The following is a 16,398-nucleotide window of genomic DNA, read 5'->3' as shown; positions in this document are numbered from 1 at the left end:
AGGATGAAGAGATGAATCAAAAAGTGGTGGATGTTTACAATGGAATGGTCGTTAAATTTAAGGAGTTAATTCGGGAGCATGAGCTTGACCATAATGATTACCAAGCGCTCGTCAATTGGGCGGACGAACTTGGACGTGCTGGCGAAATTCCGCTGTTCATGGACGTGTTCTTCGAAACGCACGCCTTACAGGAAATGTATAAAAACGTAGAGGGGACGGAGCCGACGATCCTTGGACCATTCTATCTTGAAAACGCAACGGAAATCGAAAATCCAGGTGTTATGCCAATGCGAGACGATGAAAAGGGCGACGTGTTTTTCTTCAGTGGAACCGTTACAGACGTAGACGGCAACCCGCTGGCAAATACGAAAGTGGACATTTGGTCGGCGGATGCGAATGGCGAGTATTCAGGATTCGCGGAAGGCATTCCTGCCGAAAACTTGCGCGCGGTGCTGTTTACGGATGAAAATGGGAAGTTCGAAGTGCAAACGATCGTTCCAGGCGACTACTCGATTCCAACAGGCGGCCCGACAGGCAAATTCCTGACATGGATTGACTCCCATCCATTCCGCCCGGCCCATCTCCACTTCCTATTCAGACCGCAAAACGGCGATCCATTGATCTCCCAAGTATTCTTCGAAGGAAATCAATACTTGGACAACGATGTCGCAAATGGCGTTCGTGGAACGCTAATTACGAAATTGGAGAAGCATGATGGAGCGGAAAAAGGTCTGGAGACTGATTTCTACACTGCCCATTTGGATTTCAAGCTGCGCCTACAGGATAAGCCTGTTTATAGTTGATAGATGAATGGAGATGCACACAGCGGGGGCTGTGTGCATTTATTATTGCTTGATTGGTGAAAGGCATTTTGGCGTGAGTTGTTATGTTGGTCATAATGGTGTGTTGCCGAGATTATAGTTGTGCGGGATTGCATCATTGTCGCGCCAAATATGGACGAACGGTGATAAACATAGTCTAAGCGGTGATAAAGTACCGCTGAGCGGTGATAAACTCTCCATGAGCGGTGATAAAGTGCTCTTAAGCGGTGATAACCAATTTTAACAATCGCCCGTAGTCCTCTTTTTTTGTCATTTCGCATGCAAGGGATTTTCCATGTTGTGACGAATAGATTGGTAACGAATGAAAAGGGGGTACATTCATGATATTTGTCATTCATTTCACGACAGGTAAAGCATGGGAAGAAGGAAAGCCACATTGGGAGCAAGGGCTTGTTCCTCACCGGGAGTATGTGAGGGAAGCGTTGGCGAAAGGGATTTTGATTGCAGGCGGGCCGTTTATGGATCATACGGGTGGATTGATCATTCTGGATGTGGATAGCATGGAGGAGGCGCAGCGGTTTGCTGATAACGACCCCGCGGTAATTGATAAGAAGTTTGAAGCTATGATTTATCCGTGGGAGCCGTTAGAAGGGATTTTTAATGAATAGTCAGATTTTTATTGACGTTCAGTCGTTCGATTTGTTATGTTTCATTTATAACCAAATGGTTATATGATTTGGAGGCATAGACATGACGGATATTTATCGGGCAATTGCAGATCCGACACGAAGAAAAATACTAACATTATTGTCGTTGCATGAATATACGCAGTCTGAATTGGTTAATCGATTTACCATTTCGCAGCCTGCCTTGAAGAAGCACCTTGCGATTTTAGTCGAAGAGGATTTGGTGGCGGAGAGGAAAGAGGGGAGGTACCGTGTTTATCGTTTAAAAAGGGACAACTTCAAAACCCATTATGAAAAGCTTCAACAGGAAATCGGAAGCGTATTGGACAATAAATTGATGAAGTTGAAAACGTATTTGGAGGGAGAAAGCGATGGAGAAAGTCATTGATTTAGTGAAAAGGGAGATTTTTGTAAAGGCCTCTCCTGAGAAGGTATGGAAAGCGCTGACGATTCCTGAAGAGCGGAATCGCTGGGAAACAAGGCATTGCGAGCTGGATATCCGTATTGGCGGAACGGTTAGTCTCGATTACGGCTGGGGGGTCAGCTATGTCGGCACGATTATTGAACTTGAGGAAAATCGGAAGCTTGTCCTTGAAGGGGAAGACAAGGAATTGACTACTTGGACGATTGTGCCACAAGATGGCGGATCTGTTGTGTCGATTGAATATACAGGCATCTGGTCGGGCGATTTCAAAATGATGCAAGCGGATAATATGTCGTTCGGCACGTATCAGTTCATGAGAAATTTGAAATGTGTCTATGAAGGAGATGAAGATTTGCGCTCGCGCTTTTGGAGAAGCTGGATTGGCGTTTTGCATCGGACGAATCCGAACGGCATTCCCGGGGCAAAAGTGGTCAAAGTTCAACCGAATACTCCTGCAGACGGGTTAGTTGAAGTTGGTGATGTTATAACGAGTGTCAACAACCTCGAAACTGCTTCTTATGATGACGTGGAACTCATCGTTTCAGAAACAGAGCCTAACAAAATAATTATGCTTACCGTAATGAGGGATGGCCGACAGTTTGAGATTGAGCTTATGACTGTTCCCTATGGGCAGACGGTGCAGTGAGTAATGGAAGTTATAGGAGTAGTAAAATGGATAAATTAGAGGGAGTCTTCATAGACCGTGATGGAACAATAGGAGGAACAGGTCATTTTATTCACCCTAGAGACTTTACTCCCTATCCTTTTAGTGAAGAAGCTCTTAAGCTATTGAAGGAACATGATATTAAGACATTCGCCTGTACAAACCAGCACCGGATTAGCAAAGGACAAGCGAGCATTGAAGATTTTTATGAAGAATTCATGGCATTTGGTTTTGATGATGCATTCATATGCCCCCATAGTTCTGCAGAAGGCTGCGAATGTCATAAACCAAGCCCGGGTCTCCTTCGAGAAGCTGCGAAAAAACATGGTTTAGATCTTTCGAAAACGGCTTTCATCGGCGATGTCGGGTCGACAGATATGTTAGCAGCGCATGCAGTCGGTGCAATAAAAATTCTGGTTTTAACTGGGTGGGGTCCAAGTTCGTTAACCCATTATCGACATAAATGGGCAGACATAGAGCCGGATTACATCGCTGAAAACTTGTTGGACGCGGTGGAGTGGCTGCTTCAAAAGGTATAGCATCCAAAATAGGATGCTTTTTTACTTGTATACTTTTCCTCCTATTAGCAACCCTAATCTGAATAAAGGAGGGACTTATGCAATGTTTAATAAACTTTATCTTTTGATACCAGCCATCTTTATATTTCTTGCGAGCAAAGGAGCTGAACAAAATTCACCTCCTTCTTTCGATGAGCTATATAAAGAATTCGGATATACATCCATTGAAGAGGCAGTTAACGAATTTGAAAACCATTTTCACTGTAAGGTGGAGTTGCCTGAAATGACGTCACCGATTTCAATCACTCATCAATTCGGAAGGTTTTATGAAGATAAACGCTACAAGTTGAATGACAATCTTAGAATTATGTTTGTAAATGAAGACCAGAGAAGAAACATGTTCACAATTGATATTCGGCCAGTTCATAATAAATTAATATTCGATGGTAAAGAGTATGTGCTTCAATATGGCGGCAAAGGCATCTATATTGAAGCACATAACTTTCATTTTTATGTTTTCGAAAAAAACAACTTGCAATACTTGCTAAGCGTTCCATTAAAGGCATCTGACGTGGGGATGCCCGACAAGCTCGGGCGGATTGCTGATTCTGTGAAAGGAATTGAAGGGGAAAATGAATGTACAATTTATTGAATGCTGAACGTTAAGGGGCTTTCTTTGGAATAAAAAAACGTGGGAGCATAATCCACATTTTCAAGCCATATCTGTTCTTGTCCATCTAACGTATTTTTCACCCATACATCACCCGTAGCTTGCCCAGCTGTCCTCCGAAACCAAGTAAGGTAAGGTCCGACAACTTGAGGGTCCTCGTCAAGTTCATACTTCCCTGGAAAAGTGATTTGTTTTTGTTCTCCTGTTCTTATGTTTATAGAGTAAAGTGAGGTGAACATAGTCGGGGCAGGCCCTTCTTTCCACTCTTTGTTCTCTATCGCACGCGCTACGATCACCAAGTCTTTGGAATACCATTCAAGATCAAGGTCTACAAACCCTTTAGGTGTATATTCTTTTTGCTCTTGAAGTATCGGGATTTCGGCAATCGTCATTTTCTTGTTCTCGACAAAAAATCTTCCCTCGCCAGAAATATAAGCCAGTTCATTGGCGGAAGGAGCCCACTTAAACCAGTCTTTAAACCATAACATTTTCCCCACTGCTTGAAATTGTTTTCCTTGCGATGATAAAACACTTAATGTATTACTGTCCATGGCCCAAGAAGCGGTAGGAATCACTAAAAAGCTAACCCATTTCCCGTCAGAACTCCACTTAAAATAGTCGGCATTAACCCCGAATAAGTCAGGTATTTCAGTTTGAATCGTATAAAAAGGCTTCATTTTATCTTTATCAAGATTTGCATCTACCGGGATTCTAAAAAGTGGGATAGGACCCCAACCAGTTGGGAGTAAGTTGGAGGATGAGGAGACGATAAATTCTTTGCCATTCGGAAACCACTCAAAGCCACTAACGCCTAACGAAACATTTTCAAATCCATACGGTCGGCCATTCTTCATTTTTGTCACATTTAAGAGACCGTGATCCGTGTAAGCAATCTGATTTTTATCCGGAGCCCATTTAAAGTCCGACGCGACGGAATTAACATAGTGCTGGTAACTTTCCTTTTCCTTTGTGTCGTAAATGAATAAATCCGGTTTCTCTCCCTTTTCATCGCCGTCAATATAGCCGATGAAGCGACCGTCATATGACCACTTAGGACCATATACATAACGGTCCTTTGTAAGTTGTATTTCTTGCCCATCCTTTTTCATCCATAACTGATGATCACGGATAAAAGCAGCCGTTAACGGGGCTTCTGCACGTGCGATTGACGAAAAATGAAAACAGATGAGAGTGAGTAGTAACAAAATGCGAGTTTTCATTGTCAATGCCTCCTTAAAGATTTACGTCTTATTTTGCCCACATCGGTAACAGCTATCCTTAATCAAAAAAAGCGCGAATCCATGGTATGGATATGCGCAAGTTATTTATAGTCACATTCAGTTTCTGCCAATAAACATTTGAATCTCATCAGATAAAATTGAAGTATCCCATGGATTCCAAAAATAAGTGTCTCCATCGAACTGCATATAATATTTATAGGCGATTGGCTCATCAGTATAAAAAATCATTTCATAAAAAATAGGATCTGCGCTTGCACTGTTAGGTTGGAAATTAGGATTTTCTTCACTATCTACTAATAGTTGAAGGAATCCATTGATATCTTCGCTCTTTGTGAATTCAGAAATTAATTGATCGCCTGCTGGGGGATCAGTCTTGTAAACCTCGATCCTCTCGACTTTTTCCAATGGCATATCTCTAAAATGCCATTGGTATTCAATATCATCTCTAGAAAAGTAAACCCTGTATCCATTTACGGAATGAGTATCCTTGACTGCTATTAAATGCGGATGATCCTTGATTTGAAAAATCTCAGTTCCCTTCTCATGGAAGGCAGCATCACCATCTCTGATCTTATAACTTGGATTTTTCACATTGTCGGCCACTTTAAATTTAACCGTGCCAACCCTTTCTCCAATAAAACTTTCGTCGGCTAAAACTCCGGAATGGATTCCGTTGTATTCTTTTCCGTCTAAATGAATAAAATCAACCCAATCAATTACAACTTGAGCACCAAAAGCTGATGGCCGGCAACCCGATAATAATAGCAAAATCAAAATGAAAGTTAACATACTCCTTTTCTTCATTGACATCGCTCCCTTTATCCATAAGACGGAAATTCGGGTATTTCGTTACGACCACATATGTTTTTCTCATCATTCCGGTTTGTCATGCAGTAACGTATCCACTTTCTTTTCCAATTCTTCAATTCTGGATTCTTGTTTGATGAAAAGTGTAATAAACACTGCCAATACGAATGAGAAGACAGTAACAATGCCCCAAATGTTATCTAGAAAAAGGCCGCCAAAGAAAAGCATTGCTGCATAACAAATAACTAGACAAGCCAAAAATATACCTATAAATTCTCTCATCTTGAATCACTCCATAGCCTTTTCTTTAAAACCGGGCGCTACTACTTATTACAGCTGAGGCGATTACCCTTTCTTTCGACTCTTAATAATCAACGTCGTCGGCATCATCTTCGCCTTCTCATACGAATACCACCGATTCGCATGTCTTTCCCGATCCTCTTCCGTCAACGAAGCATCCTCGACGACCTTTTCAATTTCGAATCCACATTCAATCAATGTATTAACATATGTACTCACTTTATACTGCTGCATGATTGCGGGTGCATGCCAAGCTTCGTGATCATAGGCGCCTTCTTGGTGATAGGATTTATTGAAATGAAGTTCTTCACCTACCAAGCTTGCCCGGCTATGCAATGGATGCTCCCAGCTGAAAACAAAAATACCGCCCGGTTTCAAGTAATCGTGGACATTTGCGAGTGTTTGGTGCAAATCAGTCGTCCAACCTAAGGCAAAGATGGAATAGACAATATCAAAATATGCAAGAGGCAGCCCGGGGTTTTCCTCCATTGGCGATTCGAATAAATGAACAGGTGCGTTACAGCCCTTCAGCAACTCCTTTGCCGTTTCAATCTGTGTTTTTGAAAGGTCCACTCCCCATAGTTCCGCAGCATCCCGAGAGTCCATATATTGCAAAGAATGTCCGCTTCCGCAGCCAATATCCAATACCTTCATGCCAGCCACATCGCCAAGTAAATTCAGATCCTCTTCCCGAGGCGCAAGCGGCCCATATTCCGGAAGTGGATTCCGCCCGAAAAACCGCGGTGCCACCTCATCCCAACTTTTTTTATTCAATAATAACGATTCATTTCCCATGTCCATCCCTCCATGGGAATATACATTCGACATTTCAATCTTTTTCTCCTTTATTTAAAATGAAGGAATTAACAATCAATAAAGAGAATGAAGTAAGTGGGGAGGGGAGATAGGTGAATACATATGAGATCCGAAAGGCAACCGAGCAGGAAGCTCCGATTATTATTGCCTTATTAAAAGAAGTCGCTGCTTGTCTGAAAAAGAATGGCATTAACCAATGGGGGTACCTATTGGAAGGTGGAGAGGATGAGGAGATAAGGCAAGCGATAAGGGATAGCGCCACTTATGTCGCCTGTCAGGACGATGAAGTCGTTGCTACTTTTACGCTCTACTCACAGCAAAGTAAATGGGATCAGCATGTTTGGGGGAGTGAAGAAGATAGGGAGGTGCTCTATCTTCATCGATTGGCGGTTCGTCCGCAATATATGAAAAGTGGAATTGGAAGCGATATTTTGAGTTGGATAGATGAAAACGTGTATAAAACAATCAGGCTTGATTGCGTCGCTCATAACCTTAAGCTTTGTACGTACTATGAAGAGAATGGTTTTTCACTCATTGGAACGACAGCGGATGGGCATTGTAAATTTCAGAGAACCATTGGAAAGGAAGCAAAGGAATCAGCCTTCAGCTAATTTTTTCCTTCTTTTATGAAATAGAAACCAAGCAATAAAAATTGCCCATGACCCTATAGATTGGGATAAAGAAATATAAGTTCTAGGGATATCAGTTAAAAATATGAGAAGCGTCGCAAGAATGAAAGAAAGCGCCATGATGATTACCCAGACACGAACTACAGGATTCTTAAAGCTTAATTCAAACTCCATGTCCATCCTCCTTACTTTAATTATTTAATTATTATAACAATATAGGGCATATTATACAAGTAAACCATGGAGGAGATTCATTGAGAAAAGTTGAGGTCAAGCCGTACAGCGAGCTATGGAAAGTTGAATTCCATAAGGAGGCAGCTGTTTTACAGGAGATATTTTGCGCAGAAATGATTGGAATTCACCATATCGGGAGCACTTCTGTACAAGGATTATCTGCAAAACCAATTATCGACATCATGCCTATCGTGAAGGATATTTCGCAAGTCGACCAATATAACGAAAGGATGGCCGTTATCGGGTATGAAGCGAAGGGTGAGAATGGAATTGCGGGACGTCGCTATTTTCAAAAAGGTGGGACCGAGCGGACGCATCATGTTCATATTTACGAGAAAGGTTCTTCGGAAATCGATCGCCATCTTGCATTCCGCGACTTTCTGCGAGAGCATCCGGAGAAGGCAAAGGTGTATGGGGATTTGAAAGAGGAGCTAGCGAAGCAATTCCCCTATGATATTGCATCATACATAAAAGGAAAGGAACAATTTGCTTTGCAGATTGAACGGGAAGCAGTCGTATGGCATAGGGAAGTGATCGGAAAGGGGATGGATTAATGAAAGGGCAGCCTCGATTGCTGATCGATATGGAATTACCATTGATTGACCGGTCAGTTGGAATTCGGGTGGTAGGGCTAAGCAACGGACAGAAGGTGACGGTGAGATTCCAACGAAAATCCTATTGGGGAAAAACAGTATATTATATGGAATCTCATGGGACATATTTGGCGGATGAAGAAGGGATCGTTGATCTTCAGCAAGCTTCTCCTCTTGAAGGTACATATGAAGGTGTCGATGGAATGGGCCTATTTTGGTCTATGCAAGTTCAACGTACAGAGGAGAATTCTGAGGAGGTATTTAATAAACTGCAGCCTCAATCCCTTGCAATCTTGCTCGAGAGTGACGGTAAGGTGATTGACACGGAAGTCATTACTCGCAAGTGGATCGCTAATGACATAATGAGGACGCCGGTGAATGGAAAAGGAGTAGTGGGAACATTTTTTTATACTAGAAATTCCAATCCTAGACCTACGATCATCGTTGTCGGTGGATCTGAAGGTGGAATCTATGAATTTCCTGCTTCCTTATTGGCATCCCATGGGTTCAACGTATTAGCTTTAGGATATTGGGGACAGGCGCCTCTACCGAAACAACTAATTGAAATTCCCCTTGAGTACATAGAAAGCGCTATTCATTGGCTTCAATCCCGACCGGATGTCGCAAAGGGGTGGCTAGGGATTCATGGAACGTCTAAAGGTGGAGAACTTGCATTATTAGCCGCTACTCACTTTGAAGACATAAAAGCCGTCGTCTCGTTAAGTGGCTCACCTGTCGTATTTTGCGGCATTGTACCGTGGACAGAGCAAAAAGAATTGCCTCCTTCATGGACCTATAAAGGTAAAGCAATCCCCTATGCCCGTCCGGACAGTTCCGTTGAGATATCGAATAGATGTCTTGCAATGCGGAAAGCGGGGGAGAATCCGCTTCGAATTTGGTATGACTATCTTTCTTCTGATCCTCAAATAACGGAACAGGCGACCATTCCAGTTGAAAAGATAAATGGTTCGGTATTATTGATATCCGGAACGGATGATGCTTGTTTTGATTCTGTTCAATTGAATGAAATGGCGATGGAGAGGCTCCGGCGGTCTAAATTTGAGTATGAATACAATCATTTAGTATATAAAGGGGCGGGACATGAGATGGGCATCCCTTTCATTCCTGTAGCTGCCAATCAATTTACCGGCGGAACTAAATATGACACAGCTCAAGCGAGTAGGGATTCATGGCAACAGACGATTGGTTTCTTTTGGAGGAGTGTTTCTGAGCATATTGTAAATTATGAACAGGAGAGCGACTGTTGAAGATAGCATTTTTCGATAGGGATGGAACGATTATTAAAGACTATCCTGATGAAAATTGGTCCGCCATTACCCAACCGGAGTTTCTTCCCGGTGCCATTGAAACGTTGCAACAAGTTATGCAAAAAGGATTCAAAATCATTATTATCACCAATCAATATTTGATTAACGAAGGCTTTATTTCATTACAGCAATATGAAGAAATAAATAAAAAAATGTTGAAAGATTTAACAAGACATGAAGTAGACATTTTAGACGTTTTCTACTGTCGGCATGGGCGGCGGGAAGGCTGCAATTGCTGTAAGCCTCAATCGGGAATGATTCAGCAGGCGATTGAAAAGTATCCTGCAATCGATTTAAATGAGTCCTTCATAATAGGCGACTCGATTGTCGATATGGAATTAGCTATTCGAATGAATATTGTCGGTTTTGGAATTAACGTAGAGGTACCTGCCGAAGCTAAAGACATTTATAGAATCGAAGAGGTTATTGGAGTATTGCAGTTCATAAATTGATATTTCAAGAACGGGAATGTTGAATATGAAAATCTTCATAATGGGCATCGTCGCAAGCGGAAAAACGACATATGCAAAAGGCTTGTCGAAGCAAACGGGTTTGCCTTTTATCGAATTGGATGCGGTTGTTTACCATACGGTCGGCGGAGAGCGGATAAAGCGGACGCCCGATGAACAAGTGCAAGTCATTCACCAAATGGATGCCAAAGGAAGCTGGATTGCGGAAGGGGTATACCGCCCGTCTTATCACCTCCTTTTGGACTTGGCTGACATTGTCATTTGGCTGGATCCGCCTTTGTGGAAACGAAAATACCGGATTTTGAGCAGGCATGTGAAGCAGGTGATTGGTGTAGAAGAATGTGCGTATGAGCCGGATTTACAGATGTTGCGGAACATGTATAAATGGACGAAGCAATTTGAAGAGAAACGGGAAGAACTGGATGGGATTCTTCAACCTTATTTGGATAAGGTGCTTGTCGTACGGAATGATCCAGTGAGTAATCAGGCGCTTTCTGAAGCTATTGGTAACTTGAAAGAGAAAGGCAATTTGATTACCGAGTTACAGCTAAAATGATACGAAATGAGAAGAGTGAATGAGCCAAAATACATTTGAACGAAACCTAGAGAAATATGCAAATCCTGAAATGTATGATCATCTGTATGAAGGGTACAAGAAGGATTTGGATCTCATTTTAAAATGGGCGCATCCGGATCAAGTGATACTCGAACTAGCTTGCGGTACAGGCAGATTGACAATCCCAATGGCACAGCGTGGATTTCAAATGATTGGTGTTGACTTACATGAAGGTATGTTGGCACGAGCAAAGCTGAAGGCCGCAGAGCAAGGTGTGGCGATTAAATTTGTTCAGCAAGATTGCACGCAATTGAACATCCCTGTGAAAAGTTCGTTAGTTTTTATGACGGGAAATTCCTTTCAACATTTTTTAACGAATGAAGCACAGGATGCTTTATTGCAATCTGTCCGAAAGCATTTAGTGGATGAGGGTGTTTTCATCTTCGATACACGAAATCCGGTGCTGGGAGAGCTTTCGGATGTTGATGAGTATGAGGAGAAGTAAATGGCGACCTTGTGATTGAAAGCCACCGTGATGTCTATAATCATTTAACACAAATTTTGGATTGCCAAACGCAACGGCGGATCTATCGGAATGGTGCGCTCATAGCAGAGGAGCAAGATAGCATTTCCCTCCGCTATTCATTCCCTCAGGAAATGGAACGATTATTAGACTCAAATGGATTTGAAATTGTACAGGTATATGGTGATTGGGATGAGAATGAATTGCATGCGGAAAGTGTTTCGATGGTGTATGTATGCAGAGTGAAAAGGAGAAGCCATGTCTGAGTTCAAACACAGACATGGCTTTCTGTACTTAGCCTTTGTACTTATCCCTTTCGGCCGTCTCCCGATGATTTGGCGTCATCTTCTCATGATTCGGTTGAAGATTGCCGAGCTCAGCCAATTCCATCGAAATTTCTTCTCGAACTTCCTTGCGATTTCCTGGCGTCTTCGGATTGGAATATAAGTTGCTATGCGCACCTTGTTTCATTATGAAAACCTCCCATATTATTTTGCATTTGCATTCTTAATATGGTCTAGTTTGATTGTTTTGATGTGCCTATGAGGTTTCATTAATTACTTTCAGCAATTCTCTTCAATTCCTTTGCCCGATCAGCAATGAAATTCTTCATATACTTCTCTAAAAATAGGCGGTCAGCAATTTTTCCTATGAGGCCAAAAGGGGATTTATACGAAAAGGTATCTTTCATAATTGTCCCCGTTCCACTTTCAATGAATTCATGTGTGTGCGTAAAAGAGTGAAAAGCACCTTTCACCATGACGTCAGTGAATTTGTGTGGCCGATCCATCTCTATTATCTTTGCGGTCAATCTTTGTCTCACTCCAAGATGGACAGCTTCCCAAGTGACAGTATCACCGTTTTCCATCAGTCCAGTTGTAACTCCGGCAATGGCCTTCTCCTTCGTTTTAGCTGTAGTTTGCGTGTGGACCTCAACATTTCTGGTGAGGTCAAAACAGATATGGATAGGTGCATCGACATATATTTCATATTCAATGATAGGCATGATAAATCCCTTTCGAGAATTTCTCGTTTTTATCATTATAAGTTATAGGGCGTGCAGAATGGTGAATTCATATACTTTGTTGAATCCGACTCGCTACAAATGCCAAATCTTCAACGAATAATCGATAGAGATTGGGGCGACGTCTGACGGCAAATGGGTGGTAGGCGACGGTGGTCGGATATCCCTTAACGTCATGCCAGCTTCCACGCAAACCCTTAACATCCACTTCAGAGTTTTGGAAGAAGGATTGGACGGCTACATTTCCTAAACATAAGATGAGGGTGGGTTGCTGCAGCTGTATTTGTTCATCCAAATGTCGGTGCATGCAGATTTGGCGGGTCGATTCTTTATCATACGCACGAACTGGCCGTCTTTTTAAAATGTAAGTGACATAGATAAGTTCTTTATTCAAACCAACTTCATGAACGGCTTGCTGTAAAGTCTGCCGTGTGCCGCATACTATAGAATTTCCTTCACGATCTTCACGTGCGCCGGGATTATCAAGAATCACCATAATGGGTGCCTTTGGATTCCCTTCTCCCCAAACCATACGTGTTCCTTGCCGATAAAGTCCACAATCCTCGCAATGAATCTGGCTGGTAGGTGTCGGATCTTCCGGCCAACTTTCTGGGCAAAATGACGCCATTTTTATCACCTTCCTGACAGAATAGAATACCCTTTAGTGGATGAATCATGCAGGGTCATCCAATTTAAAATGATTTAAGGAACAGCTCTTACAGTAAATAAACAGCCACCGACTCGATTAAGAAGGTGGCTGTTTTATATTTTGATTCAATAAGAAATTTAATTACTCATCTCGGAGATTGAAGTCACTGGAGAAAATAGACTTTGGAATACTTAATCTATGATATTTTCAACTTTTATAATCGTGTTTGTTGCATCTAAATAAGTGAAACGATACTTCTCCCCTTTATATATTGGAAAATCCTCAAGATAGAGTGTCATTTCGCCTTTATCGGTGTCAATTAGTACAATATTAGAACGAAAAGATCCTTTATGTCCACGAGATCCTCTATATACATCCATAACTAATAAGTCTTTTACTTGCCATTCGCCATTTTCGTAATCCTTCATACTCTGGATAGACTTTTTAGCTTCAGTTCCACCGAAAGTTAATAAAACTATAGTAATAATTAAGGTAAATATCCCACCACATGCAAATTTGATGACCGATGATTTTTTTATCCTCTGAGGATTATAAACAGTAATCAAAAAGACGTGATACAGAATAAATAAACAGAATGTCAAACCAGCAGCAAACAAAAAGGACGTTCCAATAAAGTGATAGACGAACGCTGTATAAAGATCCGTCCCAAACGCATTTAATGTAATAAAACTGCCTCCTATTATAACCAAAACAGTAGTGACCATTAAAAAGAGAAAATGATTCGTAGTCGTTTTTCATTCTTTTCATTATTTAACTTTAAGGATTTCTTCTTCATAAACATCAACCTCTCGTTCGCCTATTGCCCTTAGGTATGGTCTATTGCCAATAAACTCTTACCTATTTTCATAGTGAATACGAATGAAAGCAGTATAAAGTTTCAATTGGAGAAGAATTGCTTGGGCAATCTTTTTTTATTCAACTAACGCAGTTGGTTAAATGAAAAAGGGGAAAATGTTTTTGTATAGAATTTATATATAGTAACACTCTTGCAATTTTGGAATTCGTAAAGGGGATGTACTTATGGTGGAGAGTTTTTTAAAAGTTCAAGACGCACTTGAAAATTACAAAACAGCGGTTTATGAAAAAAATGTTGAAAAGTTCTTATCCATGTATGCTCCCGATATTCATATTTATGATTGCTGGGGGAACTGGGAGGGCAAGGGCATTTCTTCATGGAAGGGAAGTGTGTGCGAGTGGTTTAATGGTTTGAGTGAGGATGGCGTTTTACTTGAAGTTGCCTTTAATGACCTAGTAGTTGAAGAGAATTCACATCTCGCATTTGTGCATTGTGCTGTAACATTTGCTGCCTACCAAGAGGAATCTGGCGAGAAACTTCGCCAATTGACGAATCGGTTCACGTACGGTTTGAAAAAAGTGAATGAATCTTGGGTCATAACTCATGAACATTCATCTCTGCCTATAAATATGGAAACTGGGAAGGGAATTTTTAACTTTAAGTAAAAATTAAACCAACGGCTACTCTAGTTGAATAAGACTTACTGCCGAGGTAAGGGGGAAGATTATGTTACCGCAGGAGTTGGCTGTTGAAAAAATTACTGCCAGTTTGGAGAAGGATCCGCTAGTGCAGGCAGTTTTTCTGAAAGGGTCGATGGGAAGAGGAGAGCATGACGAGCATTCAGACGTCGATCTTTATTGCTTTGTGAACGAGGAGGGGAAGAAGAAATTCCTCGCCAACCGGGTAGAGCATTTGCGGGCGTATCGCGACATTATTTTAATGGATGATATTTTCATCGTCGCCCCTCAAATAATCGCCGTTTTCGATGATCTGCTGCATATTGATTTATTCACGGTGACGAAAGAATCGTTCGTTGGCGGCGACCATTTTAAGGTGCTGTATGATCCTAATCGTTTGATGGATGAATTTGTGGAGACGCAAGGATTGACACTTTCGGAGAATGAATATCGGGATAATGTCATGGACGTAGGGTGGTTTTTATACCAGTACTCGCAGTCAGCGGCCAGGGGGAATGACATTTGGTCGGTGAGGATGCTGACGAACGTTGTGTATCATTTGGGGCGGGTTTTGCTTCATAGATATGCACCCGAACGCGCGAAGCTGGGGTTGAAGACGATTGAAAACTCGTTACCGGATTCTGTTGTATCCGAATTGACGAAAATTCTGGAGTTCATCACACCCGAAAAGCATGCGAAGGCAGTTGTTTTGATTAGCCGATTGCTTGACCGCGAGTATGAATGGATTCGGTTGCAGTGGAGTGAAGAAAGTCAGCAGATGAGGTTTGTGCGAAGGATGATTGATAAGTATGTTGAGGATAATTAACGAGAAGGTGTCTGAGTATTTGAATATTTATTTATGAGTAACTATGATAGACTATCTGCAAGCGGAATAATAGAAGAGGAGTTGAACCACATTCATTCATAAAGAAAGACAAGCGCCACTTTTATTGGAAGGGCTGGAGGCGGCGATGAGGCGATTGCCAAGTCATCATGAAGCGATTCCTTCTTTGCGCTCGAAGCATGCGGCGGTACAAGCCGGATTTGGCGGAGAGCAGGAATTAGACAAGATATTTGAATCGTATTCATTCACCATGAAGCATGGCATCTTTCATGATTTGTCACTAGCCTCCAGTACATATTTCCAAGTGGACACGCTATTCATCACCCCGTGGTATGCGGTTTTATTCGAGGTGAAAAACATTGCGGGTGAACTCACGGTGACGGAAAATCCACCGCAATTGATCCGCGTGCTCGATTCCGGACAAGTGAACGGGTTCAAAAGCCCGATAGCCCAATTGGAAAGCAACTGTGAACTGTTTCATGACTGGCTGTACAGCCGAAATCTCACGTTGCAAGTATACGGCTCCGTCGTCCTCGCGTATGCAAGGCAACGCATTGAAGTATTCGACACGAATATTCCTATTTTATTCCCAAGCGCGGTCCCCACATTTATCCGCAAACTGCCAACAACCTCCCCTATGTTGGATGACGTAACATTCGCCGACCTTTTATCGCAGCTTGGCAGCTCCCATCGTGATTTCATTCCTTCTCCTATTTGTGAAACGTATTCGATTCCACGCAGCGACATTCGTACGGGTGTGATTTGCCCGGGGTGTGGGTTTATTGGCATGGAAAGACATTCAAGAAGTTGGCATTGTAAAGCGTGCGGTCTTGCGGAGAGAGAGGCGCATAAGCAGGCGATTCGTGATTGGTTTTTGCTGTTCGGCGGGAAGATGAGCAATAAGGATTGTCGTGAGTTTCTTCAAATTGAGCGTCAACAAACGGCGAATCGAATTCTACGAGGAATGGGACTGCATAGTGAAGGGGCGAATCGAAACAGGACATATAGCATGCAATTTCTTTCGGAACGAAAAAAGCGCACATGATTTTGTGCGCTTTTTTCTATGAATCCTTTATGAGTTAACGTCGTTTGAACACCTAAAATATGGTCGAACGGTGATAAAGTGCGTCTAAGCGGTGATAAACT

Annotated in this window: 25 protein-coding genes; 16 read left to right on the top strand and 9 right to left on the bottom strand. The window is 42.1% G+C overall.

All coding sequences use genetic code 11. From position 1 onward, the window contains the following. Positions 1-11: 11 nt before the first annotated feature. From AB1K89_RS13195 to AB1K89_RS13170, 6 genes are all read left to right on the top strand, one after another. On the top strand, positions 12-803 hold the full coding sequence (locus tag AB1K89_RS13195) for a dioxygenase family protein (RefSeq protein ID WP_413055181.1): 792 nt from the start codon (positions 12-14) through the stop codon (positions 801-803). Between the two features lie 359 nt (positions 804-1,162). After that, complete coding sequence (locus AB1K89_RS13190; RefSeq protein ID WP_413055180.1) at positions 1,163-1,450, top strand: YciI family protein; 288 nt, start codon at positions 1,163-1,165, stop codon at positions 1,448-1,450. 82 nt (positions 1,451-1,532) lie between these two features. Beyond that, positions 1,533-1,856: an ArsR/SmtB family transcription factor gene (locus tag AB1K89_RS13185; protein WP_413055179.1), complete on the top strand. Its 324-nt coding sequence runs from the start codon at positions 1,533-1,535 to the stop codon at positions 1,854-1,856. Continuing rightward, positions 1,840-2,538, top strand: a complete 699-nt coding sequence (locus tag AB1K89_RS13180; protein WP_413055178.1) for an SRPBCC domain-containing protein — start codon at positions 1,840-1,842, stop codon at positions 2,536-2,538. Before AB1K89_RS13185 ends, AB1K89_RS13180 begins: the two co-directional genes overlap by 17 nt. 26 nt (positions 2,539-2,564) lie before the next feature. Then, positions 2,565-3,095 carry an HAD-IIIA family hydrolase gene (locus AB1K89_RS13175; RefSeq protein ID WP_413055177.1) on the top strand — a complete coding sequence of 177 codons (531 nt, stop codon included), beginning with the start codon at positions 2,565-2,567 and terminating at the stop codon, positions 3,093-3,095. An 82-nt stretch (positions 3,096-3,177) separates the two neighbouring features. Further along, entirely contained in the window at positions 3,178-3,726 is a 549-nt protein-coding gene (locus AB1K89_RS13170; RefSeq protein WP_413055176.1) for a carbon monoxide dehydrogenase, read from the top strand. Here AB1K89_RS13170 and AB1K89_RS13165 read toward each other — a convergent pair. The 4 genes from AB1K89_RS13165 to AB1K89_RS13150 all read right to left on the bottom strand — a co-directional run bounded on the left by AB1K89_RS13165 (position 3,720) and on the right by AB1K89_RS13150 (position 6,887). Further along, entirely contained in the window at positions 3,720-4,964 is a 1,245-nt protein-coding gene (locus AB1K89_RS13165; protein ID WP_413055175.1) for a TolB-like translocation protein, read from the bottom strand. The genes AB1K89_RS13170 and AB1K89_RS13165 overlap by 7 nt on opposite strands. Positions 4,965-5,081: 117 nt before the next feature. Next, entirely contained in the window at positions 5,082-5,789 is a 708-nt protein-coding gene (locus tag AB1K89_RS13160) for a hypothetical protein (RefSeq protein ID WP_413055174.1), read from the bottom strand. 69 nt (positions 5,790-5,858) lie between these two features. Further along, on the bottom strand, positions 5,859-6,074 hold the full coding sequence (locus tag AB1K89_RS13155) for a hypothetical protein (RefSeq protein ID WP_413055173.1): 216 nt from the start codon (positions 6,072-6,074) through the stop codon (positions 5,859-5,861). Between the two features lie 63 nt (positions 6,075-6,137). Next, positions 6,138-6,887 (bottom strand): class I SAM-dependent methyltransferase, encoded by a 750-nt coding sequence (locus AB1K89_RS13150; RefSeq protein WP_413055279.1) that lies wholly within the window; start codon positions 6,885-6,887, stop codon positions 6,138-6,140. 113 nt (positions 6,888-7,000) lie between these two features. Here AB1K89_RS13150 and AB1K89_RS13145 point away from each other — a divergent pair, with 113 nt between their 5' ends. After that, complete coding sequence (locus AB1K89_RS13145) at positions 7,001-7,519, top strand: GNAT family N-acetyltransferase (protein ID WP_413055172.1); 519 nt, start codon at positions 7,001-7,003, stop codon at positions 7,517-7,519. Here the strand turns inward: AB1K89_RS13145 and AB1K89_RS13140 are convergent. Beyond that, positions 7,505-7,711 (bottom strand): hypothetical protein, encoded by a 207-nt coding sequence (locus tag AB1K89_RS13140; RefSeq protein WP_413055171.1) that lies wholly within the window; start codon positions 7,709-7,711, stop codon positions 7,505-7,507. The two genes, AB1K89_RS13145 and AB1K89_RS13140, sit on opposite strands and share 15 nt — an antisense overlap. A gap of 80 nt (positions 7,712-7,791) precedes the next feature. Between AB1K89_RS13140 and AB1K89_RS13135 the strand changes: the two genes are divergently transcribed. Genes AB1K89_RS13135 through AB1K89_RS13110 form a run of 6 tightly spaced genes read left to right on the top strand, consistent with a single transcriptional unit; the run spans position 7,792 to position 11,507 of the window. Continuing rightward, the gene (locus AB1K89_RS13135; protein ID WP_413055170.1) at positions 7,792-8,325 is read left to right on the top strand and encodes a GrpB family protein; all 534 of its coding nucleotides are present in this window, start codon (positions 7,792-7,794) and stop codon (positions 8,323-8,325) included. Next, positions 8,325-9,632, top strand: a complete 1,308-nt coding sequence (locus AB1K89_RS13130; RefSeq protein WP_413055169.1) for an acyl-CoA thioesterase/bile acid-CoA:amino acid N-acyltransferase family protein — start codon at positions 8,325-8,327, stop codon at positions 9,630-9,632. Before AB1K89_RS13135 ends, AB1K89_RS13130 begins: the two co-directional genes overlap by 1 nt. Continuing rightward, complete coding sequence (locus AB1K89_RS13125) at positions 9,629-10,144, top strand: D-glycero-alpha-D-manno-heptose-1,7-bisphosphate 7-phosphatase (protein WP_413055168.1); 516 nt, start codon at positions 9,629-9,631, stop codon at positions 10,142-10,144. Before AB1K89_RS13130 ends, AB1K89_RS13125 begins: the two co-directional genes overlap by 4 nt. Positions 10,145-10,169: 25 nt before the next feature. Beyond that, entirely contained in the window at positions 10,170-10,718 is a 549-nt protein-coding gene (locus AB1K89_RS13120) for a P-loop NTPase family protein (RefSeq protein ID WP_413055167.1), read from the top strand. Positions 10,719-10,737: 19 nt separating this feature from the next. Further along, entirely contained in the window at positions 10,738-11,223 is a 486-nt protein-coding gene (locus AB1K89_RS13115; RefSeq protein ID WP_413055166.1) for a class I SAM-dependent methyltransferase, read from the top strand. Between the two features lie 11 nt (positions 11,224-11,234). After that, the gene (locus AB1K89_RS13110) at positions 11,235-11,507 is read left to right on the top strand and encodes a hypothetical protein (RefSeq protein ID WP_413055165.1); all 273 of its coding nucleotides are present in this window, start codon (positions 11,235-11,237) and stop codon (positions 11,505-11,507) included. Positions 11,508-11,535: 28 nt separating this feature from the next. Here the strand turns inward: AB1K89_RS13110 and AB1K89_RS13105 are convergent, their stop codons facing one another. The 4 genes from AB1K89_RS13105 to AB1K89_RS13090 all read right to left on the bottom strand — a co-directional run bounded on the left by AB1K89_RS13105 (position 11,536) and on the right by AB1K89_RS13090 (position 13,531). After that, positions 11,536-11,712 carry a hypothetical protein gene (locus AB1K89_RS13105; protein ID WP_413055164.1) on the bottom strand — a complete coding sequence of 59 codons (177 nt, stop codon included), beginning with the start codon at positions 11,710-11,712 and terminating at the stop codon, positions 11,536-11,538. Positions 11,713-11,794: 82 nt separating this feature from the next. After that, a complete protein-coding gene (locus AB1K89_RS13100; protein ID WP_413055163.1) occupies positions 11,795-12,247 on the bottom strand; it encodes an SRPBCC family protein in 453 nt (150 codons plus the stop codon). Positions 12,248-12,314: 67 nt separating this feature from the next. Next, entirely contained in the window at positions 12,315-12,893 is a 579-nt protein-coding gene (locus AB1K89_RS13095; RefSeq protein ID WP_413055162.1) for a uracil-DNA glycosylase, read from the bottom strand. Between the two features lie 212 nt (positions 12,894-13,105). After that, entirely contained in the window at positions 13,106-13,531 is a 426-nt protein-coding gene (locus tag AB1K89_RS13090; RefSeq protein ID WP_413055161.1) for a hypothetical protein, read from the bottom strand. Positions 13,532-13,955: 424 nt separating this feature from the next. Here AB1K89_RS13090 and AB1K89_RS13085 point away from each other — a divergent pair, with 424 nt between their 5' ends. From AB1K89_RS13085 to AB1K89_RS13075, 3 genes are all read left to right on the top strand, one after another. Next, positions 13,956-14,396 (top strand): YybH family protein, encoded by a 441-nt coding sequence (locus AB1K89_RS13085; protein ID WP_413055160.1) that lies wholly within the window; start codon positions 13,956-13,958, stop codon positions 14,394-14,396. A gap of 61 nt (positions 14,397-14,457) precedes the next feature. Then, positions 14,458-15,234 (top strand): nucleotidyltransferase domain-containing protein, encoded by a 777-nt coding sequence (locus AB1K89_RS13080; RefSeq protein ID WP_413055159.1) that lies wholly within the window; start codon positions 14,458-14,460, stop codon positions 15,232-15,234. 145 nt (positions 15,235-15,379) lie between these two features. Next, positions 15,380-16,297, top strand: a complete 918-nt coding sequence (locus tag AB1K89_RS13075; RefSeq protein WP_413055158.1) for an NERD domain-containing protein — start codon at positions 15,380-15,382, stop codon at positions 16,295-16,297. Positions 16,298-16,398 lie beyond the last annotated feature (101 nt).

The organism is Sporosarcina pasadenensis, from assembly GCF_047228845.1.
GTDB lineage: Bacteria > Bacillota > Bacilli > Bacillales_A > Planococcaceae > Sporosarcina.
The sequence above is the reverse complement of the archived record's forward strand: the minus strand, read 5'-3'. Positions and strand labels throughout refer to the sequence as shown.